The organism is Pseudoduganella sp. jia 12, assembly GCF_055502675.1.
This window is the reverse complement of record NZ_JBUXKP010000014.1, coordinates 46,039-70,783: the sequence shown is the minus strand read 5'-3', so window position 1 is coordinate 70,783 and position 24,745 is coordinate 46,039. Positions and strand designations below refer to the sequence as shown.

The following is a 24,745-nucleotide window of genomic DNA, read 5'->3' as shown; positions in this document are numbered from 1 at the left end:
AGGCGTCGATGAACCCGCAGGCCGACACCGCGGCGATCCTCGCCGACCTGATGAAGCTGGTGGAGGCGCTGCACCAGGTGTCGCCGAACCGGTTTCATGCGATGGTGAAGAAGGCCGGCACGGCAGCCGATTGGTATGACGCCGTGCTGGCCTTGCGTTACGCCGCCGGTTCGAAGGAACTCCGGGACACCGGCGACGAGCGCGTGCACGAGCTTTGCGAGGACATCCGCCGCCACATTGCGCGCATCGATGCGTTCTTCCAGATGACGCTTCTCCCGGCATCGCCCCGGCAGCAACGCCAATGGGAAGATGCGCTCGCGCCGGATGACCATGCGAGACACGTGTTCCGCAAGGATGGCTCGCTGGACATCAGCCTGCTTGATTCCGACCTGCGGGGCACGACCTTGCATGTACGGCGCGTGTGGAACCACGTGTGCAACTTCACCGGCTCGTGGACGGAATTCACGATCGAACTGGACAGGGCCCAGGCGGCGGACTGGCAGGCGCGGCGTGCGCGGTTTCAGGCGATGCAGACCGCAATCGAACAGCGGTAGCCGGCACCAGCCCGGTCAAGTATTGCCTGAAAAATGGGGTACGTCCCCATTTTTCGGGAAACATTGCCAGGAAAATGGGGTACGTCCCCATTTTTCGGGAAATTATTCCTCGGCGGCGGCTTTTGCCAGCGCCACGAACGCCGCCACCAGCGGCCCGCCGTCGTCGCTGCGCTGCGCCAGCATCAGCGCCGTTGTGGCCTGCGGGTCTTCCAGCGGCCGGTACACGACGCCTTCCATGTGGATACCCTCGAATGAACTCGGTAGCACGGAGATGCCGCAGCCGGCGGCCACCAGGCCGATGATCGTCGACGCTTCGCCCGCTTCCATCGCGATCTGCGGCGTGAAGCCGGCGGCGCGGCACATGCGGAACAGTTGGGGGTGGATGCCCGTGCCCGCGTCCTTCGGGAAGATCACGAACGGCAGTCCCTCCAGGTCCTTCACCGTGATGGCGTCCATCGCGGCGATGGGCCAGTCCGCCGGCAGCACGAGGCGCAGCGGGTCGTGGCGCAGGGTGGTGAGCGTGATCGTTTCCGGGATCGGCACGCTGACGGTGCGCACGAAGCCCAGGTCCAGCTCGCGCGCTTCCAGTTTCGCCAGTTGCGGCAGGGTCGCCATTTCATGGAACGTCAGCAGCACGCCGGGATATTGCTGGCGGTAGCGCCGCACCACGGCGGCGAACAGCGGCGTGAACGGCGTGGAAAACGTGAAGCCCACGCGCAGCTCGCCCGCCTCGCCGCGCTGGGCCCTGCGCGCGGTTTCCTTGGCCTGTTCCGACAGCGCCAGTACGCGCCGCGCATCCACCAGGAACAGCTTGCCCGCCTCCGTCAGCCGCACCCAGCGCTTGCTGCGGTCGAACAGCCGCGCGCCCACCTCGTGTTCCAGTGCCTGGATTTGCTGGGACAGCGGCGGCTGGCCGATGTGCAGCCGTTCCGCCGCCCGCGTAAAGCTCAGTTCCTCGGCCACTGCCACGAAATAACGCAAATGACGAAGCTCCATGTTATCGCTTTGAAGTATTAATGACGCCTCAAATATATATTGGACTGTATTACCGGGCAACCCTACCATCGTGCCATCGCCTTTGGAAGTTCACCGACATGGAACGCATTTCACCCGCCAGCCCCGCCTTCAAGCGCACCAACCGTGCACTGTTCTTTGGCGGTTTTTCCTGTTTTGCGCTGCTGTACTGCGTGCAGCCGCTGATGCCGCTGCTGGCACACCAGTTCGCGCTGACACCGGCGCAAAGCAGCCTGTCGCTGTCGGTGTCGACGGGGGCGCTGGCCGTGTCGCTGCTGCTGTCGTCGATCGTGTCGGACCGCATCGGCCGCAAGGGTCTGATGATCACCGCGCTGTTCCTGGCCGCCATCATGACGCTTGTTTGCGCGCTGGCCCGCAACTATCCGCAATTGCTGGCGGCGCGCGCGCTGCTGGGGCTGGGGCTTGGCGGCATGCCCGCGGTAGCGATGGCTTACCTGAGCGAGGAGATCGAGCCTGAATCGCTGGGCCTGTCGATGGGGCTGTACATCAGCGGCAGCGCGTTCGGCGGCATGCTGGGCAGGGTCGTGACCTCCACGCTGTCCGACGTGTTCTCATGGCGCGTCGCGCTGGCGGCGATGGGCGCGGCCGGCCTGTACGCGGCCTGGGAATTCTGGCGCAGCCTGCCCGAGTCGCGCAATTTCAGGCCTGCGCAGGGCGGATTGACGGGCATGACGGCCGGCTTGCGCCGCCACCTGGCCGACGACGGCCTGCCGTGGCTGTTCGCGCTGGCCTTCCTGCTGATGGGCTGTTTCGTCAGCGCCTACAATTTCATCGGCTTCCGGCTGCTGGGCGAACCGTTCTCGCTGCGCCAGGGGATCGTCGGCGGGATTTCATTCCTGTACCTGCTGGGCATCTACAGTTCCGTGTGGGCCGGCCGCCTGGCGGACCGGCTGGGCCGCCGCAAGGTGCTGTGGGCCACGATGTCGGCCATGCTGGCCGGCCTGCTGCTGACGCTGGCCGACAACGTCGTGGCCATCGTGGCGGGCATGGCCCTGTTCACGTTCGCGTTCTTTGCCTCGCACTCGATGGCCAGCAGCTGGGTGGGCCGGCGTGCCCGCGCGCCGCAGGCGCTGGCGTCGGCACTGTACCTGTTCTTCTATTACCTGGGGTCGAGCGTCGTCGGCTGGCTGTGCGGCGTGCTGTGGGCGCATGGTGGCTGGCCGGGCGTGGTGGCGCTGCTGGCCGGATTGCTGGCCACCGGGCTGCTGGTCGCGCTGCGGCTGCGCAACCTGGCGCCGCTGGCGCCTGCGCAAACGCTGCGGAAACTTGAACCCGCTCAAGCCTGAGGCGGACTCAGGCAACCATTTGCCCGCACGGCCCTCCAAGCTTCAGTGGCGCATCCGCTGCCGCACAATCCACGGAGGTGATCATGGGAGAACAGGAAATCCGAAGCCGCCTCAGCAGTGTACAGCTCGCCGTCGGGCATGCCGCGCAAGCGCTGTCCGCCGAGCGCAACCTGCCCGGCGAACTGCGCGACTATATCCAGAAGCTGGACAGGCAATCCGACCGCATCACTGAAATCCTCGCGCTGAGCGACCGCGCGCGCATCGTCAAGCTGGTCCACGAGATGGAATTGCTGGGTTCCCGTGCGCGCCGCGTGTGCGGCAGCGGGCTGCCGCTGTCGGCCCAAATGAAATCGGCGGTCAACCACATGCACAATGAACTGATCGACTTCAAGGTGAAACTGCATTGAGTTGGGGCGATGGCGCCGGGGCCCGCTGTGCGGGTTCCACGGGCCAGCGCCGCGGCGCCCCCCGAGCCGCGGCGGCGACCGGTGCCTTGCAGGGCCGCTTCGATGCGTGAAGCGGCCTTTTTTTGCTCGCACTTTGTATTCCCACTTTTTATTCCCATCTCACGGCGAGCATGCTAGTGTCTCGGCCATGTGGCCCTATCCAACCATGATCGCGCACCGCGGCGGCGGCTCGACCGCCCCGGAAAATACCTTCGCCGCGCTGGCCGCCGGCCTGCGCCACGGCTACCATGCCGTCGAGTTCGATGTGATGCTGTCGCGCGACGGCATCGGCGTCGTCATGCACGACCCGGAGTTCGGGCGCACGGTGGCCGGCGCGGGCAGCATCGCGGACACCGCTGCAGCCGATATCGCCAGGCTTGACGCCGGCTCGTGGTTCGGCCCGGAATTCGCCGGCGAGCCGGTGCCGCTGTTCGTGCCGTTCGCCGAGTATTGCAAGGGCCACGGCATCTGGATGAACGTGGAGATCAAGCCCGCGCCGGGCCATGACGAGGCCACCGGCCGCTGGGTGGCCGAAACGGTCCGCAAGCTGTTTCCGGACGAAAGCGACGCGGCCACGCTGCCGCTGCTGTCCTCGTTCAGTGCGGCTGCGTTGCGTGCCGCCCGCGCCGCTGCGCCCGAACTGCCCCGCGCGATCGCCTTCGAAGGCTTGCCCGCCGACTGGGAAGGGCAGGCGCGCGAACTGGGCGTGCTGTCGGTGCATGTCGACCATGCGCAGCTCACGCCCGCGCTGGCGGCTGCCGTGAAAGCCGCCGGGTTCGGGCTGTTTTGCTATACCGTCAACGATCCCGCGCGCGCCCGCACGCTGCTGTCCTGGGGCGTGGAGGCGATCTGCACGGACCGGATCGACCTTCTTCCGCCCGACTTCAAGTAAGCATAAGCGTTATATAATCAACGTTTTGCCTTTCAGCCATGGCGTGCTCGCCTGCCATCAGCCTGTCCTTAATCAGCCAGCATCAAGCAACCACATGAAATCATCCGAAATCCGCGAGAAGTTCCTTAAATTCTTCGAGTCCAAGGGCCACACGATCGTCCGTTCCAGCCCGCTCGTGCCGGGCAACGATCCGACCATGCTGCTGACGAACTCCGGCATGGTGCAGTTCAAGGACGTGTTCCTGGGCCTGGATACCCGCCCGTATTCGCGCGCCACCACCGTGCAGCGCTGCGTGCGCGCCGGCGGCAAGCACAACGACCTGGAAAACGTGGGCTACACGGCGCGCCACCACACGTTCTTCGAGATGCTGGGCAACTTCAGCTTCGGCGATTACTTCAAGCGCGACGCCATCGCCTACGCGTGGGAACTGCTGACCAAGGTGTACGGCCTGCCGGCCGAGAAGCTGACCGTCACCGTCTACCAGGAAGACGACGAAGCCTACGACATCTGGGCGAACGAGATCGGCGTGCCGAAAGAGCGCATCATCCGCATCGGCGACAACAAGGGCGCCCGCTACGCATCGGACAACTTCTGGCAGATGGCCGATACCGGCCCGTGCGGCCCCTGCACCGAGGTGTTCTACGACCACGGCGCCGACATCTGGGGCGGCCCTCCGGGTTCGCCCGAGGAAGACGGCGACCGCTTCATCGAGATCTGGAACCTCGTGTTCATGCAGTTCAACCGCGATGAAGCGGGCAACATGACGAAGCTGCCGAAGCCGTGCGTGGACACCGGCATGGGCATGGAGCGCCTGGCCGCCGTGCTGCAGCACGTGCACAGCAACTACGAGATCGACCTGTTCCAGGCCCTGATCAAGGCCGCCGCCCGCGAAACGCACACGGAAGACCTGGAAAGCAAGTCGCTGCGCGTGATCGCCGACCATATCCGCGCCGCGTCGTTCCTGATCGTCGACGGCATCATCCCGAGTTCGGAAGGCCACGGCTACGTGCTGCGCCGGATCATCCGCCGCGCGCTGCGCCACGGCCACAAGCTGGGCCAGACCAAGCCGTTCTTCTACAAGCTGGCCGCGGACCTGGACAAGGAAATGGGCACCGCGTATCCGGAACTGTCGGAAAAGCTGGCCTATGTGCAGCAGGTGCTCAAGACCGAGGAAGAGCGCTTCGGCGAAACGCTGGAAAACGGCATGAAGATCCTGGAAGCCCAGCTGGTCAAGGACCCGCACAAGCTCGATGGCGGCACCGCCTTCACGCTGTACGACACCTACGGCTTCCCGCTGGATCTGACGGCCGATATCTGCCGCGAGCGCGGCGTGACGCTGGACGAGGCAGGCTTCGCCGAGGCGATGGAAAACCAGAAGCGCACCGCGCGCGCCGCCGGCAAGTTCAAGATGGCCGCCAACGTGGAATACACGGGCGCAAAGACGAGCTTTGTCGGCTACGAGCAGCTGGTGTTCGATTCGTCCGTGATCGCGCTGTACGCGAACGGCGCGCCGGTGCAGGAACTGAACGCCGGCGAATCGGGCATCGTGGTGCTCGATACCACGCCGTTCTACGCCGAATCCGGCGGCCAGGTGGGCGACCAGGGCATCATCCGGAGCACGAGCGCGACATTCACCGTGGACGATACGCTGAAGATCCAGGCCGACGTGTTCGGCCAGCACGGCGTGCTGGAAAACGGCAGCCTGAAGGTGGGCGACAAGGTGTCGGCGCAAGTCGATACCGTGAAGCGCGCGCGCACGATCCGCAACCACTCGGCCACGCACCTGATGCACAAGGCGCTGCGCGAAGTGCTGGGCGGCCACGTGCAGCAAAAGGGCTCGCTGGTCGATCCCGACAAGACCCGCTTCGACTTCAGCCACAACGCACCGATGACCGCGGAGCAGATCGCCAAAGTGGAAGCGATCGTCAACGCCGAGATCCTGGAAAACCATCCGGTCAAGGCGCAGCACATGTCGTTCGACGACGCCGTCAAGCATGGCGCGATGGCGCTGTTCGGCGAGAAGTACGGCGACGAAGTGCGCGTGCTGGATATCGGCACGTCGAAAGAGCTGTGCGGTGGCGTGCACGTGACCCGCACGGGCGACATCGGCCTGTTCAAGATCGTGTCCGAAGGCGGCGTGGCGGCCGGTATCCGCCGCGTGGAAGCCGTGACGGGCGAGGGCGCGCTGGCGCTGGTGCAGGCCATGAACCGCCGCCTGAACGAAGCCGCCGCCGCGCTGAAATCGACGCCGGAAGAGATCACCTCGCGCATCGGCCAGGTGCAGGACCAGGTGAAGGCGCTGGAAAAGGAACTGAACGCGCTGAAGTCGAAGCTGGCATCCGGCCAGGGCGACGAACTGGCCACGAAGGCCGTCGACATCAAGGGCATCAAGGTGCTGGCCGCCACGCTGGAAGGCGCCGACGTGAACGCACTGCGCGAGACGATGGACAAGCTGAAGGACAAGCTGAAAACGGCCGCGATCGTGCTGGCATCCGTCAATGGCGACAAGGTCAGCCTGATCGCCGGCGTGACCGCCGATTCGATCGGCAAGGTGAAAGCCGGCGAACTGGTGAACTTCGTGGCCCAGCAGGTGGGCGGCAAGGGCGGCGGCCGGCCGGACATGGCGCAGGCCGGCGGCACCAATCCGCAAGCGCTGCCGGAAGCCCTGGCAGGCGTGCAGGGCTGGGTCGAACAGCGCGTTTGAGCAATGGCACCAGGGTGTAACGGCAGGATGTAACACCGGGGTGTGGCACGGAAAGGCGGCGCGAGCCGCCTTTTTTGCTCGGGAGCATGCCACCTGCGCCACGTCAACTCGAAGGTGGTCAGGGCCGTTATCGGAAGGGTATGCCGCCAGTGCGGGTGAGCATGGGCCGGCATGCATTCCAGCATTCCGGCCTGGCAGGGCACCATGAAGGGGCGCACCGCGCACCCAAATGACGCAGTGCATAACGACCCACTGCGGCCCCCGCGCAATCAAGCGTGACGCACTGCGTCAAAGCCTGATTTAGGTCTATACTGGGATTGCCACCCGTTGTCTCCAGTGGATCTTTACTTTGTTGAATCATACGTTGCAATTTTGCAACGCCACGCGAACTCTTTTGGTGCACCGCGTCAAGCAGCACTTTTTGGAGTAGACTGTCATGACTCTGCACAATATTTGGCGAGAATCTTGATGAGCGATACTTTACTCGATACCGAAATCATGGAATTTCATAAGGAAATCGATGCACGCGGATTGAACTGCCCGCTGCCGATCCTGAAGGCGAAAAAGGCACTGGCCGAACTGGAGAGCGGCCAGGTGTTGCGCATCGTGGCGACCGATCCCGGTTCCGTGCGCGACTTCCAGGCGTTCGCCAAGCAGACCGGCAACCCGCTGCTGTCGCATGTGCAGCACGGCGCCGAGTTTACGTTCCTGATGCAGCGCAAGTAGTTTGCCCTACCTGGTACTGCCATACCCGGCACAGCCATACCCGGTACCGCCATACCTTACATAAAAACATACCCATCGCACCATCTCGCCTTTGCCGGCAAATAAGGGACAGTTTCCTGGTGGCAGGACTGTCCCCTTGTTTTATCCGCCAACGGAATATTTGCTTCCCGTCGACCTCATTACGCGAACAATCTGCGTTTTAGAGGTGCTCTTCTAACCTGAAATCGTACGGTCGTGCTTTAATTCCGTACCGGCCTAGAAAAACTTTTATAATCTAGCCCATTTCACTCTCATTTTTCCCAAAGGCATCCCATGAAAGTCCTGGTACCTGTCAAGCGCGTGGTCGACTACAACGTCAAGGTGCGCGTGAAGTCCGACGGCACTGGCGTCGATATCGCCAACGTCAAAATGTCGATGAACCCGTTCGATGAGATCGCCCTGGAAGAAGCTACGCGCCTGAAGGAAGCGGGCAAGGTCACCGAGATCGTTGCGGTGTCGGCGGGTGTCGCACAGTGCCAGGAAACCCTGCGCACGGGCATGGCGATCGGCGCCGACCGCGGCGTGCTGATCGAAACGACGGCCGAACTGGAGCCGCTGGCCGTGGCCAAGCTGCTCAAAGCGCTGGCCGACAAGGAGCAGCCGCAACTGATCATCCTCGGCAAGCAGGCCATCGACGACGATTCGAACCAGACCGGCCAGATGCTGGCTGCGCTGCTGGGCTGGCCACAAGCCACGTTCGCCTCGAAAGTCGAACTGGCGGACGGCAAGGTCACCGTGACCCGCGAAGTGGACGGCGGCCTCGAAACGCTGGCATTGACCCTGCCGGCGATCGTCACCACCGACCTGCGCCTGAACGAGCCGCGCTACGTGACGCTGCCGAACATCATGAAGGCCAAGAAAAAGCCGCTGGAAACCGTCAAGCCGGAAGACCTGGGCGTGGACGTGACGCCGCGCCTGAAGACCCTGAAAGTGGCCGAGCCGGCCAAGCGTTCGGCCGGCGTCATGGTGCCGGACGTTGCCACGCTGGTGTCGAAGCTGCGCACCGAAGCCAAAGTCATCTGAATCGCGGCCAGTCCGTAACGCATACATTTAACCCAGGGGCGAAACCCGGGGTCAGCCCCCCTGATGGGGTCTGGCCCCAGTAACTGCCTCTGGGGTTGAAACAGACAAGGAAAAATCATGGTCGCACTCGTCATTGCAGAACACGACAACGCCAGCCTGAAAGGCAGCACCCACCACACCGTGACCGCCGCAGCGCAAGCCGGCGGTGAAGTCCACGTCCTGGTCGCCGGCTCGAACGCCTCGGCCGCCGCGCAGCAGGCCGCGCAGATCGCCGGCGTCACGAAAGTGCTGCTGGCCGACGCGCCGCACTTCGCCGACGGCCTGGCCGAGAATGTGGCCGAGCAGATCCTGGCCGTCGCGGGCAGCTATTCGCACATCCTGGCCCCGGCCACCGCGTACGGCAAGAACATCCTGCCGCGCGTGGCCGCCAAGCTGGACGTGGCGCAGATTTCCGAGATCACGAAAGTGGATTCGCCCGATACGTTCGAGCGTCCGATCTACGCCGGCAACGCGATCGCCACCGTGCAATCGTCGGACAAGGTCAAGGTCATCACCGTGCGCACCACCGGCTTCGATTCCGCCGCCTCCACCGGTGGTTCGGCCGCCGTTGAAAACCTGTCGGCCATCGCCGACTCCGGCAAGTCGAGCTTTGTCGGCCGCGAAGTGGCCAAGTCGGACCGCCCGGAGCTGACGGCCGCCAAGGTCATCGTGTCCGGCGGCCGCGGCATCGGCTCGGCCGACAACTTCAAGGTCCTGGAACCGCTGGCCGACAAGCTGAACGCCGCCATGGGCGCGTCGCGCGCCGCCGTCGATGCCGGCTACGTGCCGAACGACTGGCAGGTCGGCCAGACCGGCAAGATCGTTGCGCCATCGCTGTACATCGCCGTCGGTATCTCCGGCGCGATCCAGCACTTGGCCGGCATGAAGGATTCGAAGACGATCGTGGCGATCAACAAGGATCCGGAAGCACCGATCTTCTCGGTGGCCGACTACGGCATCGTGGGCGACCTGTTCGAGATCGTTCCGGCGCTGGTCAAGGAACTGGGCTGATCCTCACGAGGGACAGACCCCACAACGAGCCACGCTGGCCAGGCACCACCGCCCGGCCACCGTGGCTTTTTTTTTGGAGACGACAATGACATATACCGCCCCGATCAAAGAAATGCTGTTCGTGATGAACGAACTGGCGAACCTGGATGCCGTCAGCGCGCTGCCCGGCTGCGAGGATGCCACGCGCGACACGGCCGAAGCCGTGCTGGAGGAGAACGCGAAGTTCGTCAGCGGCGTGATCGAGCCGCTGAACCACGCCGGCGACAAGGAGCCGAGCTACTGGCACGACGGTAACGTGACGACGACGAAAGGCTTCAAGGAAGCATTCCGCCAGTTCGCCGACGCCGGCTGGCAAGGCCTGCAGCACCCGCAGGATTTCGGCGGCCAGGGCTTGCCGAAACTGATCGGCACGCCGTGCGTGGAGATGCTGCACGGGGCGAACCTGTCGTTCGCGCTGGTGGCGCTGCTGTCCGACGGCGCCATCGAGGCGCTGATGACGGCCGGCAGCGATGAACAGAAGGCCACCTACCTGGAGCCGCTGGTGACGGGCAAGTGGACCGGCACGATGAACCTGACCGAACCGCAGGCCGGCTCGGACCTCGCCGCCGTGCGCACGCGCGCCGAGCCGCAGGGCGATGGCACGTACAAGATCTTCGGCACCAAGATCTTCATCACGTACGGCGAGCACGACATGACCGACAACATCGTGCACCTGGTGCTGGCGCGCACGCCGGACGCGCCGCCGGGCGTGAAGGGCATCTCGCTGTTCATCGTGCCGAAGTTCCTCGTGAACGCCGACGGTTCGCTGGGCGCGCGCAACGATGCGCACTGCGTCTCCATCGAGCACAAGCTGGGCATCAAGGCCAGCCCCACGGCGGTGCTGCAGTTCGGCGACAACGGCGGCGCGATCGGCACGCTGGTGGGCGAGGAGAACCGTGGCCTCGAATACATGTTCATCATGATGAACGCGGCGCGCTTCGGCGTGGGCATGCAGGGCGTCGGCCTCGCCGAGAACGCGTACCAGAAGGCCGTGGCGTTCGCCCGCGACCGCGTGCAATCGCGCGACGTGGCCGGTTCCAGCGGCCCAGTGGCGATCATCCACCACCCGGACGTGCGGCGCATGCTGATGTCGATGCGCGCGCAGACCGAGGCGGCGCGCGCGCTGGCCTACGTGGGCGCGGGCTTCCACGATATCGCCCACCACCACGAAGACGAGGAAACGCGCGCGGCGCACCAGGCGGTGTACGAATACCTGGTCCCCATCATCAAGGGCTGGTCGACGGAGATGAGCGAGAACGTGGCGCGCGACGGCGTGCAGGTGCATGGCGGCATGGGCTTCATCGAGGAAACGGGCGCCGCGCAGCATTACCGCGACGCGAAGATCCTCACGATCTACGAGGGCACCACGGCGATCCAGGCCAACGACCTGGTGGGCCGCAAGACGCTGCGCGACGGCGGCAAGGTGGCGAAGCACCTGCTGGCGCAGGCCCGCGCGACCGGCACGCAACTGGGGGAGCTCGCAGGTGATGATTCCCGGGACGATTTCGCCGTGATCCGTGCGCGCCTGGAGCAGGGCGCCGCCGACCTCGAAGCGGTGGTCGACTTCGTGCTGGCCAACGCGAAGAGCGACGTGAAAGCCGTGTTCGCGGGCAGCGTGCCTTACCTGAAGCTGGCCGGCATCGTGCTGGGCGGCTGGCAGATGGCGCGCGCCGCGCTGATCGCGCAGCAGAAGCTGTCCGCCGGCGATGGCGATGCCGCGTTCTACAAGGCCAAGATCGCCACCGCCCGCTTCTTCGCCGACCACTTCGTGGCCCAATCGGCCGCGATGCGTACCGCCATCGTCGACGGCGCCGCCGGCGTGCTGGCGCTGCCCGAAGAGATGTTCTGAGCGGCAAGCGGATCGGCTCGTGTCCACGCCCGGACCGTGGTGGACACGGGCATGCAGCGGCCTCGGCTGTTGCATGCGCGGCGCGATGACCGATCCTGATATTCTTACGGGAAATTATCAAAAGGGTATCCCGTATGACATGGTTCGTGAAGAAGGCGGTTGCCGTGGCCGCGCTTGCCGTAGTGGTATCGCCTGCCGCAATTGCCGCTGCAGATTGTCCTGACTGTTTTCCCAAACGCTGGATCTATTACGGCGGCAATGTCGCCCTGCCTGCGCAGGTCGATCTGCTGAAAAAGGTGATCGCCGATGCCGCCGTCCACGGCTACAACGGCATCGCGGTCAATTCCGGCGGCGACGGCAGCTACCACATCCTCATGAAGGATGCCACGGCCAGGTCGGCAAGCCTGCGCAGGAACCTGGATGAACTGATCGCACTGGGCGCTTCGAAGGGCGTCGAGCTGATTCCGGTGGGCGGTAATCCGGCCTTGCCGGCAGCCCTGAAGCCGGAATTGGTCGAGGCCCTGCCGGCCACAACGTCGTTCACCGTGCGGCACAGGGTAGCCACTGCCACCGGCACCGGGAATCTTGCCGCGAACGGCGATTTCGCCAGCGATGCCGGCTGGAATCGGGATGCCGCCTCGGTTCGGCTGGATCGCGATAATGACCGTGCCGGCGGCAGCGGTGCGGCATCGGGCTCGATGAAGATGTCGCCGTCGGGCAAAGGCCCGCACCACCACTCGCGTCTGTATCGCAGGTTCGACCTGGCGCCACACAAGGCTTACCGCCTGACGTTCTGGCTGAAAGCCAGTGCGCGCTATCCCACGTCGCGGTTGTTCGTCCAGATCCTGGGGGAGGGCACGGACCAGCCTGTCTACCGCAACATGTCGTCCAGGCTGGGCTGGGGCAGCAAGCCGGATGGCAGCTGGAACGAAGCAGGCAATTCCGACCGCACGATGTTCGCACCAGGGCAGGGCTGGAAAAAATACGAACTCGACTTCAATACGGGCAATTATTCGTGGGTGACGTTCTACCTGGCCAACCAGTCGGCGGGCGATCCGTCGACGGCGGTGTGGGTCGACGATATCGAACTGCGCGAAATCGGCCTGGCGCACCCCGTGCGACGCGCATCGCTGCCTCTCGTGGTGAAAGGACGGGACGGCACGGTCTACAAGGAAGGCAGCGACTACGTGGCTGGCGTGGAAAAGCTGGCGATCCCGAACGGCAGCCGCCTGCGCGACGGCCAGGTGCTCGACGTGGCGTGGTACCAGTCGGCCGTGAACATGACGACACGCTGGGGCACCCCCGCCACCGCTTGCGTCGATGAATTCTTCGATATCCAGAAAGCGTATTACGACGAGCTCAACAAGATTTTCGGCGGCAAATTCCCCGGTGCGAAAACCGACCGGTATTTCATGTACTACGATGAAATCCGTGTGATGAACTGGGATCCGGGCTGCAAGCCGAAACCGGCGACCGCCGGCGAATATCTGGCGCGCACGGTCAACGGCGTGGGCGCCAGGCTGAAGGGCTATCGCAGGCCCGTGGAAAAGCTGGTGTGGAACGACATGTTCGACCCCACGATGAACGCGGTGCCGCGCTACTGGCAAGTCAATGGCGACCTGAGCAAATCGTCCGTTGCGCTCGACAGGGATTTCGTGATCGTCAACTGGGCCGGTGGCGGCGGCACCAGCGCCGCCGAGGATGCGGGGCGCCGCACCTCGCTGAACAAATTCGCCGCCCCCGGGCACCGCCAGGTCGTGGCGCTGTACTATGACCGCCTGAACAGCGTGGACAACTGGCTCGGCGTCATCGGCAAGCAGCCGCCGCCGGGAATGGATGGCATCCTGTATACGACGTGGACTGGCGAGTATGCGGGCTATGCCGACCTCGGTGCGGTCGCGGACCGGATCCGCGCACGGTTTCCCGGCCGCTGGCCGGCCAGGCAGCGCTGAGCCGGGTCAGCTGCGTACGATCGATCCGCCCGACTTGCGCACGCGGTCGCCCTTGCGCATGTGCGGATCGTTGGCGAAGCTGTACGAGGCGGTGCGGCCGTTCTGGTAGCGAACGTTGACGGACCACGTCTTCACCTTCTTCATCTTGCCTTCGATGTGCTTGCCTGCGTAGGCACCGCCGACGGCGCCGGCCACGGTGGCGATATCGCGGCCGGTGCCGCTGCCGATCTGGTTGCCCAGCAGGCCGCCAGCCACGCCGCCGACGATGACACCCGCGGCGCCACCGTTGCCATCCTTTTCCACGACCCGCACGCCGGTGACCTTGCCGCAATCATTGCAGATGCGTTTCTTGTGGTGCGGGTCGGCGTGGGCACCGGCCATCAGGGAGGACAGGGCGAGGGCGGCAAAGGCGGTACGAAGGATGCGGGATTGCATGATGGCTCCAGATAGTGACAGATGGCCACAGTATAGGCGGGCGAAAGCCCGGTACAGCCCGGCAAATTGTAATCTCTTGTAAATTTGCAATTCCTGCCTTCAGCCGCCGGCGCCTTCCGTGGTCAGCCGTAGGCGCCGCCCGTGTACAGCAGGTCGAACAGGCGGGCGATCGTGGCGATCAGCATGCCGGCGCCCACCATCACGGTGGCCACGATGATCACCGCCAGCGGCCAGCGCGACTCGCTGCGGCGCCCGGAGCCGGCGTTGTAGGCGGCATCCCATTTCTCGTCCGGCATCAGGCCCAGCACCAGCGCTTCGAGGAAGCCGGCCAGCATCGACAGGATCAGCGGCAGGTACCAGAAATACCAGTCCGCCTGCGGCGCGGCGCCGATCACGATGCCGCAGGCGGGCAGGGTGGCCGCATGCAGCCAGCCCCAGCGATCGCCGAAGCCCTTCAGGTAAAAGCGGTGGATGCCTAGCCCGCCCGTGGCGGAAGCGAGCAGCGTGGCCAGCGTCTTGTTTTTGTGCGACATGCTTGAGTGGCAAGTAGTGGGAAGTCCCGGAACTGTGCAGTATCGGCCAAAATCCGCTGGCTGTGTCGGCCGGAGCGACAGCCGATACCGCGGCGACAGCAATTTGAGATTGCCCATCACGGCCATATAAGCGATAATCATGGATTGCCCCAACTCTCACTATTGTCAATAATTCTTGCTGGGCAATTGAGAGGCACGCTATAATCGGCGGCTTTTTCCGTCTCAGCACACTTTTTGGAAATCTTATGGTCGTTATTCGTTTAGCTCGTGGTGGTGCCAAGAAGCGCCCTTTCTACAACATCGTTGCAACCGATTCCCGCAATCGTCGTGACGGCCGCTTCGTCGAGCGCATCGGTTTCTACAACCCGATGGCTTCGGGCAAGGAAGAGCTTCTGCGTATCGCCGCTGACCGCCTGTCGTACTGGCAAGGCGTGGGCGCACAGCTGTCCCCAGCTGTCGAGCGTCTGGTCAACTCGCAAAAAGCAGCAGCCTAAGTTATTACGGGTTTGAGCGGTTTGAGCGGCAAGGGCGTGGTTCCCGACGATCTGGTGCAGGTAGGCTTCATCGCCGGCGCCTACGGTCTGGTTGGTGGCGTGCGGATTCGTCCGTTCTCCACGGATGCCGATGCCTTGCTGCACGCAAAAACCTGGTGGCTGGACAAGCCGGGCCTGCGCGACGTTGAAGTCAAGCGGGCCAAGGTTCATTCCGGCGACGTGGTGGCGACGCTTGTCGAAATCACCGACCGGGACATGGCGGAAGCGCTGAAGGGCGCCGCGGTCTTCATCCCGCGCAGCCAGTTTCCGCAGCTGGACGATGAAGATGAATTCTATTGGGCCGACCTGATCGGCCTGGACGTCGAGAACCTGCAGGGCGAACGCCTGGGCACGGTGCACGACATGATGAGCAACGGACCACAATCGATCCTGCGCATCAAGGATCCGGCCCAGCCGGATGCGGATGAGCGCCTGATCCCGTTCGTGGACCAGTTCGTGAAGAAGGTCGACCGGGAAGCGAAGAAGATCGTCGTGGACTGGGGCCTCGATTACTGAGCCCCGATTCCCTTTTCGATCGATCATGCAGTTCGACGTCGTCACGCTGTTCCCCGAAATGTTCGCCGCGCTCACGCAGTCCGGCGTCACCCGCCGTGCGCACGAGCAGGGCAGGTGGGGTTTGAACCTGTGGAATCCGCGCGATTTCACGACCGACAACCACCGCACCGTGGACGACCGGCCGTATGGCGGCGGCCCCGGCATGGTGATGCTGGCCAAGCCGCTCGAGGCGACGATCGCCGCCGCGAAACGGCGCCAGGTCGTGGCCGGCCTGCCGGCGCCGCGCGTGGTGTACATGTCGCCGCAAGGCCGGCAGCTGACGCATGCGAAGGTCATGGACCTGAAAAGCAAGCCCGGCCTCGTGATCCTGTGCGGCCGCTATGAAGCGGTCGACCAGCGCCTGCTGGACCGCTGCATCGACGAGGAAATCAGCCTCGGCGACTTCGTGCTGTCCGGCGGCGAATTGCCGGCGATGGCGCTGATGGATGCCGTGGTGCGGCAGTTGCCCGGTGTGCTGAACACCGATGCGTCGGCCGTCGAGGACAGCTTCGTCAACGGCCTGCTGGATTCGCCGCATTACACGCGGCCCGAGGTCTATGAAGGCGTGGCCGTGCCGCCGGTGCTGATGGGCGGGAATCACGCCGAGATCAACAGGTGGCGCCGCGAGCGGATGCTCGAGGCGACCGCGCACAAGCGTCCCGACCTGCTCGAGAAGGCCCGCGCCGCCGGCCTCCTGGGCAAGCAGGATGAAAAGTTTTTGGCAGGTTTAGCAAAACCTGTGCAGTAACCAGGGCAGTAACCGTGCGAACCGCCACCGGTTCGCTTGTATAACCCCATCCTCTACCGGGCAATCGAAAACATCGCGCCGGCAAGATGGCAACAGGAGTCATAAAATGGATCTGATCCAGCAACTCGAGCAAGAAGAAATCGCCCGCCTGGGCAAGAACATCCCCGATTTCGCCCCTGGCGATACCGTGGTGGTGAACGTGAACGTGGTCGAAGGCACGCGCAAGCGCGCCCAGGCCTACGAAGGCGTGGTAATCGCCCGTCGCAACCGTGGCCTGAACTCGAACTTCATCGTTCGCAAGATCTCGTCCGGCGAAGGCGTCGAGCGTACCTTCCAGCTGTACTCCCCGCTGATCGCTTCGATCGAAGTGAAGCGTCGTGGTGACGTCCGTCGCGCCAAGCTGTACTACCTGCGCGAGCGTTCGGGCAAATCCGCACGTATCAAGGAAAAACTGCCGAACCGCCGCGCCGCTACCGTCGCTGCGAAGCAGGGCGAGTAATTGCCGGTTTTCGCCGCGAAGTCCTTCGCCGGCGATTGAAAAAGGGGTGCCTCGGCGCCCCTTTTTTTATTTCCCATTCGCCCATACTTGCGGGTATTGCTGCGCAGTCATCACTTCCTGCATCGCCACCTGGAGACCACCTTGGCCAAGCCTTCCTTCGACCCCGCCAGACTGCCCATCGACGCCATCGCCGGCGAGCCGCCGGTACCGCCCGAGCGCCTCGCAGCAGGCTGGCTGCGCGAACGCTTTGCCGCGCCGCCCGACTGGTTGCCCGAAACGTCCGACGAATCGCGCGCCGCGAAACCGCATCCCACGTCGGCCTCCGTGCTGGTGCCGCTGGTCGAGCGCGAGGGCGGCCTCACGGTGCTGCTGACGCAGCGCACCGCGCACCTGCACGACCATGCCGGCCAGGTCGCCTTTCCCGGCGGGCGCGCCGAGCATGACGATGCCGATGCCATCGACACCGCGCTGCGCGAAACGGAAGAGGAGATCGGCCTGCACCGCCGCCACATCGATATCCTGGGCACGCTGCCGCTGTACTACACGGGCACCGGGTATGCGGTGACGCCGGTGGTGGGCCTGGTGCGGCCGCCGTTCGAACTGAAGGCCGACCCGTTCGAGGTGGCCGAGATCTTCGAGGTGCCGCTGCGGTTCCTGATGGACGGTGCCCATCACGAGGTGCGTTCGGCAACGGTGCCGGAAGGTGCGCCGGGTGGAAAACGAACGTTCTACACCATGCCTTACGAGGGGCATTTCGTCTGGGGCGCCACGGCCGGCATGCTGCGCAACCTGTTTCATTTCTTGCGCGCTTAAGCTATCGTAGCGCACATTGCACCCCAAGGGATTTAGATGACTTTTCTTTCGATTCTCTGCGCGCTGCTGCTCGAGCAAATGAAGCCGCTGCGCGCGGATAACCCGATCTACGCCAACATCAAAATGTTCGCGGTGCGCATGGAAACCTGGTTCAACGCGGGGCAGGCAAGCCACGGCCGCATGGGCTGGTTCCTGGTGATGGCGGCCCTGATGGTGCCCACCGCGCTCATCTACTGGGCCCTGCTGCGCTATAACCTGATCCTGGGCGCGTTCGCATGGAACGTGCTGATCGTCTACCTTACCCTGGGTTTTCGCCACTACAGCCATTACTTCACCTCGATCCAGCTGGCGCTGAACGCCGGCGACGAAGCCACCGCCCGCGGCCTGCTGGCCGAATGGACGAAGCACGATACGGTGGGCCTGGAAGCGAACGAAATCGCCCGCATCGCCGTCGAAAAGGCATTGATCACCACGCACCGCAACGTGTTCGGCGTGTTCTTCTGGTTCCTGCTGCCGCTCGGGCCCGCCGCCGCCGTGATGTACCGCGTGTCCGAGTACCTGGCGCGCGCCTGGAACGAGCCGGACCACATGAAGAACGAGGCGTTCGGCCAGTTCGCCGCGAAGGCGTTCTACTGGATCGACTGGATTCCCGCGCGCCTGACGGCCGTGGCGTTCGCCGTCGTCGGCAATTTCGAGGACGCGATCTACGCCTGGCGCAACTTCGCCCACCGCTGGCGCGACGAGGCGATCGGCATCATCCTCGCCGCCGGCGGCGGCGCGATGGGCGTGCGCCTCGGCACGCCGCACGAAAACGCCGCCAAGGTGGTGCCGGCCGATGCCGCGACCGTCGATATCAGCGACGTCGACGTGGAAACGCTGCCCGGCGACGAACCCACCGTGCGCGCATTGCAGAGCACCGTCGGCCTGGTCTGGCGCGCGCTGCTGCTGTGGATGCTGCTCCTGCTGCTGATGTCCGGCGCCATGGCGCTGGGCTGACGCATGCCCGGCGCCAGGCGCGCTGCGGAAAACCGCGATCGCGCGAACCGGCTTACAATGCGGGGCGCGCTTGCGGTCCGCAAGCCGGCTGCACCGGCAGGCGCATCGACGAACATGTGCGGAACGGATATGGGCACGAACGATCATTATTCACTAATCCACCCGCCGCAGTCGGGTACTGCGGCGCCCAGGTCTTCTATAAGATATAATACTCAGCGCGTTATATCCCTGCACGTATCCCTGCCACATACCCAGTTCCTCAGCCTATGGCCAGCGAGTTCTTCATTCTTGGGCTTACCACCGACGGCAAGCAGTTTCGACCCAGCGACTGGGCCGATCGCCTGTGCGGTGTGATGTCATGCTTCCGGCCCGCGGGTACCGGCGGCCGCAATGCCCACCTGCAGTACTCGCCGCTGGTGCGGCCGACCATGATCAACGGCGTCAAGGCCGTCGTCGTCGACGAGGGCCTGAAGGAGATCGAGCCGATGGCCTATCACTTCGTCAAGCAGTTCGCCCTCGATAACAAGCTGCAGGTGGTCGATGCCTGCTATGTGCCCGGCCCCGGCGACAAGCCTTAAGAGCGCCCGACAAACACCCCATGGCTGCGTTGCAGCGTCTTGCCGTACAAAGGCGTACTGTCTGCGACGCCGCCCCTTGCCCCGAGGCGTTTCTGGCGCTCTCTTAAGTTACGGCTCCTTCCGCGCCGCGCCCTGACGGCGTAGGATATGGTTTTGCCAACGCCAACAGCGAAACCACATGACCCTGCGCCGTGCCTCCCTTCCTGCAGCACTGCTGTCCTGCTTCACGCTCACTTTCATCGCCCCGGCCGTCCATGGCCAGGCCCTGCCGCCCGGCGTGGTCAAGGGGCCGTCCGTCGAGGGCATCACCGAGTACCGCCTGCCGAACGGCCTGAAGGTATTGCTGTTCCCCGATGCGTCGAAGCCCACCGTTACCGTCAACGTCACCTACCTGGTCGGCTCGCGCCACGAGAACTACGGTGAAACGGGCATGGCGCACCTGCTCGAACACCTGATGTTCAAGGGCGCGCCGAAGAACCGCAACATCCCGCAGCAGTTCGCCGAGCGCGGCATGGATTTCAACGGCACCACGTCGCAGGACCGTACCAACTACTACGAGGTGTTCCCCGCCAGTTCCGGCAACCTGAAGTGGGCGCTGGAGATGGAGGCCGAGCGCATGACGAAGTCCTTCATCGCGAAGAAGGACCTCGACTCCGAGATGACCGTGGTGCGCAACGAGTACGAATCGGGCGAGAACAGCCCGTTCGGCGTGCTGATGAAGCGGATGGAAAGCGTGGCCTACGACTGGCACAGCTACGGCCGCTCCACGATCGGCAACCGCAGCGACATCGAGAACGTGAAGATCGAGAACCTGCAGGCCTTCTACCGCACGTACTACCAGCCGGACAACGCCGTGCTGCTCGTGGCCGGCAAGTTCGATCCGTCGCAGACCCTGGCATGGATCGGCAAGTCGTTCGGCGTGATCCCGAAGCCGAAGCGCAAGCTGCCCCCGTTCTGGACCGTGGAGCCGGCGCAGGATGGCGAGCGCCAGTTCACCGTGCGGCGCAAGGGCGACGTGCAGCTGGTACTGGTGGGCTACAAGGTGCCGGCCGGCCTGCACGCGGATGCCGACCCGCTGCAGTTCATGAGCCAGATCCAGGGCGATACGCCGAACGGCCGCCTGCACAAGCTGCTCGTGGAAACGGGCAAGGCGGCGCAGGTCTTCAGTTTCGGCCAGACCGGCTATGCGCCGGGCCTGCAACTGTTCGGCGCCGTCGTCAAGGCGGGGCAGCCGGTCGAGCCGGTGCGCGACGCGCTGGTCGATGCCGTGGAAGGCTTCGCCAAGGCGCCGCCCAGCGAGGAGGAAATGGAGCGCACGCGCCGCAACTTCGCCAACGGCATCGAGAAGGCGCTGAACGATCCGCAGCAGGTGGGCGTGGCGCTGTCCGAGCAGATCGCACTGGGCGACTGGCGCCTGCTGTTCCAGGGCCGCGACAGCCTGCCGACGATTACCGCGCAGCAGGTGGCGGAAGCGTCGGCGCGCTACTTCCGGCGCGACAACCGCGTCGTGGGCCTGTTCCTGCCGGAAGATGCCCCGCAGCGCGCCGTCATCGGCGCCGCGCCCACCGCGCAGGAAGTGATGAAGGACTACAAGGCAAAGGAAAGCGTGCTCACGTCCGAGAACTTCGACCCGAGCCAGGACAACATCATGGCGCGCACCGAGATCCGCAAGATCGGCGGCCTCGAAGTGGCGCTGCTGCCGAAGAAGAACCGCGGCGAGACGGTGTCCGTGAACCTGCGGCTGCACTGGGGCGACGAGAAGAACCAGTTCGGCAAGTCGATGGTGGCCGCCGTCACCGGCGAAATGCTCACGCGCGGCACCGGCAAGTACACGCGCGCGCAGCTGGCCGATGCGATGTCGAAGCTGAAGATGAGCGGCGGCAGCGTCTATCACTTCGACACCACCGGCGAATATCTGGACGAAGCGCTGCGCCTGATGACGCACGTGCTGAAGGAGCCGACCTTCCCCGAAGCCGAGTCCGAGCAGCTGCGCCAGCAATGGATCGTCGGCATCGAGGCCGGCCGCAACGAGCCGCAGGCCCTGGCCAGCCAGGCGATCGCCGAATACTTCGACCACTGGCCCAAAGGCGACCCGCGCGACGTGATGACGATCGACGAGCAACTGGCCGAACTGAAGGCGATGAAGCTGGACGACGTGAAGGCCTACCACCGCGACTTCTACGGCGCCTCGCATGGCGAACTGGCGATCGTGGGCGACTTCGACAAGGAAGCTGCCGCGAAGACGGTGGCCGCCACGCTGGCCGGATGGGACAGCAGGATGCCCTATGCGCGCATCCTGGATGCCAACGCGGAGCGCGCCGCGTTGCGCAAGGCGATCGACACGCCGGACAAGGAAAACGGCTTCTATGCCGCACGGATCAACCTCGACCTGCGCAGCGACGATCCGGATTACCCGGCGCTGGAACTGGCCAACTTCATCTTCGGCGACGGCGGCCTGAAGTCGCGCCTGATGGACCGCATCCGCCAGAAGGACGGCCTGTCGTATGGCGGCGGTTCGGGCCTGTTCGTGGGCGACCTGGATCGCGCGTCGTACTTCTCGGTCAACGCGATCGCCGCGCCGCAAAACCTCAAGAAGCTGGAGGCTGCCGTGCGCGAAGAACTGGCACTGGCGCTGAAGACCGGCTTCACGGCCGCCGAGGTGGCAGGCGCCAAGTCGGGCCTGCTGCAGCAGCGCGTACAGAACCGCACGAAGGACGGCGTGGTGGCGAGCGCGTGGACCAACTACCTGTACCTGGACCGCACGTTCATGTGGAGCAAGCAGCATGAAGCGAAGCTGCAGGCGCTGACGGTGGACCAGGTCAATGCCGCCTTCCGCAAACACGTGGATCCGGCGAAGCTGGTCGTGGTGGTGGCGGGCGACGCGTCGAAGGCGAAGTAAGCGCGGGCAGGGGGGCTGCCGCGGCCGTGTTCACATCCACATCGGCCTGCGAATCGGGCCCGCGGCGGCACCCCCGTTTGCCCGGTTCGTCATGCCCATGCGACCGTTCGTCGCATGGCTTGCCCGCCCGCGACGGCAGCGGCTACGATGTGTTTTTCTTAACGTCGAGGAAAACCCATGTTCCAGCGTTCCGCCATCGCCACCGCCGTCGTTGCCTTTTCCGCGCTGCTGCTGCAGGCGCCGTTCGCCACCGCCCAGCCGGCAGCCACGAAGGCCGTGCCGGTGCAGGCGGCACAGGACCCGCTTGCCGCAGGCATCGATGCGCTGCTCGCGCCCCATTTCAGGGCCGATGCGCCGGGCGCCACCGTTATCGCCACGAAGGACGGCAAGACGGTGTTCCGCAAGGCCTATGGCCTGGCCGACATGGACGCGAAGCAGGCCCTGGCGCCGGATGCGGTGCTGCGCCTCGGTTCCATCACGAAGCAGTTCACCGCCATCGGCATCCTGATGCTGGCCGACGAAGGCAAGCTGGCGCTGAGCGACGACATCACGCGCTTCCTGCCCGGCTACCCGGCAGGCGGCCGGCATGTCACCATCGAACACCTGCTGACGCACACGTCGGGCATCGCCAGCTACACCGGCAAGAAGGATTTCGGCGACGTGATGGGCAAGGATGTCAGCGTCGAACAGGGCATCGATTTCTTCAAGAACGATGCACCGGAATTCGCGCCCGGCAGCGCCTTCAAGTACAACAACTCGGGTTACTTCCTGCTCGGCGCGATCATCGAAAAAGTGTCCGGGCTGTCGTACGCCCGCTTCCTGGACGAGCGCATCTTCAAGCCGCTCGGCATGGCGCATACGGGCTATGAAGGCACGGCCCCCGCATTGAAACCCGTGGCTGGCTACAGCGTGGACGACGGCCAGGCCACGCCGAGCCGGCCGCTCAGCATGGCCTGGCCCTATGCGGCCGGCGCGCTGGTGTCGAGCGTGGACGACCTGGCCCGCTGGCAGGCGGCGCTCGTGGACGGCAAGCTGGTGCGCCCTGAAACGCTGCGCCGCGCGTTCACACCCTACACGCTCGCCGATGGCAAGGCGGGCCCGTATGGCTACGGCTGGTTCGTCGGGCAGCTCCACGGCACGCCGGTGGTTTTCCACGGCGGTAATATCAACGGCTTCGCCACCGATGCCGTCTGGCTGCCAAATGAGCGCATCTACGTGGCCGTGCTGGGCAACAGGGAAGGCGGCCCCGGCACCGCGCCGCTGCAAAAGCTGACCCGCCAGGTGGCGATGCGCATCGCCGGCAAGGCGCTGCCGGCGCCCTCCAATGCCAGGCTCGATGCCGCCACGCTGGCCGGCTATGCCGGTGTGTATCCGGGCGACGGCAAGGCCAGCCACACTGTGCGTTACGAGGATGGCGGCTTGTCGATCCAGGCCGCCGGCAGGCCGCGGGCACCGCTGGTGAACTACAAGCCCGATGGTTTCCTGATGGGCGACAGCCTGGTGACGGTCGACTTTTCGCGCGATGCCGGCGGCACCGTCACCGGCATGACGATCGACGGCGAGCGCGGCGTGAGCACCCACCGGCGCACGCCCGCACCCTGATCATTCGTCGCCTGAGTCAAGGCGTGCTCAGCTCCGCCACGAAGTCATACATGTCGCCGCGGAAGATCGATCGGCAGAACTCCACCGCGCGCCCGTCGCGCAGGAAGCCGAGGCGCTCCACGGCGAGCCCGGCATCGCCCACGCGCGTGTGCAGCAGTTCCGCCTGCTCGGCGTTGAGCAGCAGCGCGGACAGGCGCTGCAGCGCGCGCACGGGCCGGTGGCCCGTCTTTTCCAGCGCTTCGTACATCGACACGTCCACCGCGTCGAGCGAGGGCAGGGCGGCGGCGACGATCGTCGCGTACTCGACGCACATCGGCACCTCGTCGGCAAAGCGGATGCGGTTGAAGCGGTAGACGGGCGCGCCGGGCGACAGCCGCAGGCGCAGCGCCTCTTCCGGCGTCACCGTGCCTTCCGAACGCTTCAGCCACACGCTGCGGGGCGTGCGGCCGCGGGCCCGGATATCTTCCGAAAACGACGTGAGCTTGGCGAAGTTCTTTTCGATGCGGGTGTTGATGAAGTTGCCCGAACCGGGGCGGCGTACGAGCAGGCCTTCATCGACGAGGCCATCGATGGCCTTGCGCACCGTGATCCGGGAAATCGACAGGTCGGCCGCCAGTTGCCGTTCCGCCGGCAGCGCCTCTTCCGGGCCGAACACCCGCTTGTCGATCGCTTCCCGCAGCGCCCGCTGCAATTGCTGGTACAGGGGCAGGCCCGTCTGCCCCATGCCGCGCATGATGTCCGCCAGCGAAGTCAATGTGTTCTCCCAATGGTCCGTCTGCATCGTTCGGCCTTGCTGGCGCAGGCCGCAAGGTGGCGTGGAATGGCGGCGTCGATAATACCAAAAAAAGACCATACATAAAGCGGTCCGCACTGGTATTCCCTGCCGGATAGAGGAGGTTAGCGCTATCTGGCGGGGTTTTATCTCAAAGTGGTATGTATTCTGCATACAACATTAGAAA

General features: G+C 64.8%; 23 protein-coding genes. 19 read left to right on the top strand and 4 right to left on the bottom strand.

Annotated features, from left to right (window positions below; genetic code table 11):
• Positions 1–8: 8 nt before the first annotated feature.
• On the top strand, positions 9–554 hold the full coding sequence (locus ACY65G_RS26320) for a hypothetical protein (RefSeq protein WP_465000241.1): 546 nt from the start codon (positions 9–11) through the stop codon (positions 552–554).
• 102 nt (positions 555–656) lie between these two features.
• Here the strand turns inward: ACY65G_RS26320 and ACY65G_RS26315 are convergent, their stop codons facing one another.
• On the bottom strand, positions 657–1,550 hold the full coding sequence (locus ACY65G_RS26315; protein ID WP_465000240.1) for a LysR substrate-binding domain-containing protein: 894 nt from the start codon (positions 1,548–1,550) through the stop codon (positions 657–659).
• Positions 1,551–1,648: 98 nt separating this feature from the next.
• On the opposite strand from ACY65G_RS26315, the gene ACY65G_RS26310 reads away from it, so the two are divergent.
• From ACY65G_RS26310 to ACY65G_RS26270, 9 genes are all read left to right on the top strand, one after another.
• Complete coding sequence (locus tag ACY65G_RS26310) at positions 1,649–2,875, top strand: MFS transporter (RefSeq protein ID WP_465000239.1); 1,227 nt, start codon at positions 1,649–1,651, stop codon at positions 2,873–2,875.
• Between the two features lie 83 nt (positions 2,876–2,958).
• The gene (locus ACY65G_RS26305) at positions 2,959–3,282 is read left to right on the top strand and encodes a hypothetical protein (RefSeq protein WP_465000238.1); all 324 of its coding nucleotides are present in this window, start codon (positions 2,959–2,961) and stop codon (positions 3,280–3,282) included.
• A 187-nt stretch (positions 3,283–3,469) separates the two neighbouring features.
• Positions 3,470–4,213, top strand: a complete 744-nt coding sequence (gene ugpQ / locus ACY65G_RS26300; protein WP_465000237.1) for a glycerophosphodiester phosphodiesterase — start codon at positions 3,470–3,472, stop codon at positions 4,211–4,213.
• 94 nt (positions 4,214–4,307) lie between these two features.
• Positions 4,308–6,917 (top strand): alanine--tRNA ligase, encoded by a 2,610-nt coding sequence (alaS, locus tag ACY65G_RS26295; protein WP_465000236.1) that lies wholly within the window; start codon positions 4,308–4,310, stop codon positions 6,915–6,917.
• Positions 6,918–7,415: 498 nt separating this feature from the next.
• Positions 7,416–7,643, top strand: coding sequence for a sulfurtransferase TusA family protein (locus ACY65G_RS26290; RefSeq protein WP_465000313.1), 228 nt, complete (start codon positions 7,416–7,418; stop codon positions 7,641–7,643).
• A gap of 312 nt (positions 7,644–7,955) precedes the next feature.
• The gene (locus tag ACY65G_RS26285) at positions 7,956–8,705 is read left to right on the top strand and encodes an electron transfer flavoprotein subunit beta/FixA family protein (RefSeq protein WP_465000235.1); all 750 of its coding nucleotides are present in this window, start codon (positions 7,956–7,958) and stop codon (positions 8,703–8,705) included.
• 117 nt (positions 8,706–8,822) lie between these two features.
• Positions 8,823–9,755 carry an electron transfer flavoprotein subunit alpha/FixB family protein gene (locus ACY65G_RS26280; protein WP_465000234.1) on the top strand — a complete coding sequence of 311 codons (933 nt, stop codon included), beginning with the start codon at positions 8,823–8,825 and terminating at the stop codon, positions 9,753–9,755.
• Positions 9,756–9,840: 85 nt separating this feature from the next.
• Positions 9,841–11,643: an acyl-CoA dehydrogenase gene (locus ACY65G_RS26275; protein ID WP_465000233.1), complete on the top strand. Its 1,803-nt coding sequence runs from the start codon at positions 9,841–9,843 to the stop codon at positions 11,641–11,643.
• Positions 11,644–11,777: 134 nt separating this feature from the next.
• Positions 11,778–13,595: a hypothetical protein gene (locus tag ACY65G_RS26270; protein WP_465000232.1), complete on the top strand. Its 1,818-nt coding sequence runs from the start codon at positions 11,778–11,780 to the stop codon at positions 13,593–13,595.
• A 6-nt stretch (positions 13,596–13,601) separates the two neighbouring features.
• Here the strand turns inward: ACY65G_RS26270 and ACY65G_RS26265 are convergent, their stop codons facing one another.
• Both ACY65G_RS26265 and ACY65G_RS26260 read right to left on the bottom strand, forming a co-directional pair.
• Positions 13,602–14,030, bottom strand: coding sequence for a glycine zipper 2TM domain-containing protein (locus tag ACY65G_RS26265; protein ID WP_465000231.1), 429 nt, complete (start codon positions 14,028–14,030; stop codon positions 13,602–13,604).
• Between the two features lie 122 nt (positions 14,031–14,152).
• On the bottom strand, positions 14,153–14,563 hold the full coding sequence (locus ACY65G_RS26260) for an NINE protein (protein ID WP_465000230.1): 411 nt from the start codon (positions 14,561–14,563) through the stop codon (positions 14,153–14,155).
• A 245-nt stretch (positions 14,564–14,808) separates the two neighbouring features.
• Between ACY65G_RS26260 and rpsP the strand changes: the two genes are divergently transcribed.
• The 9 genes from rpsP to ACY65G_RS26215 all read left to right on the top strand — a co-directional run bounded on the left by rpsP (position 14,809) and on the right by ACY65G_RS26215 (position 23,786).
• Positions 14,809–15,057, top strand: coding sequence for a 30S ribosomal protein S16 (gene rpsP / locus ACY65G_RS26255; RefSeq protein ID WP_465000229.1), 249 nt, complete (start codon positions 14,809–14,811; stop codon positions 15,055–15,057).
• Between the two features lie 36 nt (positions 15,058–15,093).
• A complete protein-coding gene (gene rimM / locus ACY65G_RS26250; RefSeq protein ID WP_465000228.1) occupies positions 15,094–15,612 on the top strand; it encodes a ribosome maturation factor RimM in 519 nt (172 codons plus the stop codon).
• 25 nt (positions 15,613–15,637) lie between these two features.
• Complete coding sequence (gene trmD, locus ACY65G_RS26245) at positions 15,638–16,399, top strand: tRNA (guanosine(37)-N1)-methyltransferase TrmD (protein WP_465000227.1); 762 nt, start codon at positions 15,638–15,640, stop codon at positions 16,397–16,399.
• A gap of 106 nt (positions 16,400–16,505) precedes the next feature.
• On the top strand, positions 16,506–16,898 hold the full coding sequence (gene rplS / locus ACY65G_RS26240) for a 50S ribosomal protein L19 (RefSeq protein ID WP_130185800.1): 393 nt from the start codon (positions 16,506–16,508) through the stop codon (positions 16,896–16,898).
• Between the two features lie 141 nt (positions 16,899–17,039).
• Positions 17,040–17,711 carry a CoA pyrophosphatase gene (locus tag ACY65G_RS26235; RefSeq protein ID WP_465000226.1) on the top strand — a complete coding sequence of 224 codons (672 nt, stop codon included), beginning with the start codon at positions 17,040–17,042 and terminating at the stop codon, positions 17,709–17,711.
• 36 nt (positions 17,712–17,747) lie between these two features.
• Complete coding sequence (locus tag ACY65G_RS26230) at positions 17,748–18,707, top strand: CobD/CbiB family protein (protein WP_465000225.1); 960 nt, start codon at positions 17,748–17,750, stop codon at positions 18,705–18,707.
• A gap of 266 nt (positions 18,708–18,973) precedes the next feature.
• A complete protein-coding gene (locus ACY65G_RS26225) occupies positions 18,974–19,285 on the top strand; it encodes a DUF3579 domain-containing protein (protein WP_465000224.1) in 312 nt (103 codons plus the stop codon).
• A gap of 178 nt (positions 19,286–19,463) precedes the next feature.
• Positions 19,464–22,184: a M16 family metallopeptidase gene (locus ACY65G_RS26220; protein ID WP_465000223.1), complete on the top strand. Its 2,721-nt coding sequence runs from the start codon at positions 19,464–19,466 to the stop codon at positions 22,182–22,184.
• A 177-nt stretch (positions 22,185–22,361) separates the two neighbouring features.
• On the top strand, positions 22,362–23,786 hold the full coding sequence (locus ACY65G_RS26215; RefSeq protein WP_465000222.1) for a serine hydrolase: 1,425 nt from the start codon (positions 22,362–22,364) through the stop codon (positions 23,784–23,786).
• 16 nt (positions 23,787–23,802) lie between these two features.
• Here ACY65G_RS26215 and ACY65G_RS26210 read toward each other — a convergent pair whose 3' ends face one another.
• Positions 23,803–24,540, bottom strand: a complete 738-nt coding sequence (locus tag ACY65G_RS26210; protein ID WP_465000221.1) for a GntR family transcriptional regulator — start codon at positions 24,538–24,540, stop codon at positions 23,803–23,805.
• Positions 24,541–24,745 lie beyond the last annotated feature (205 nt).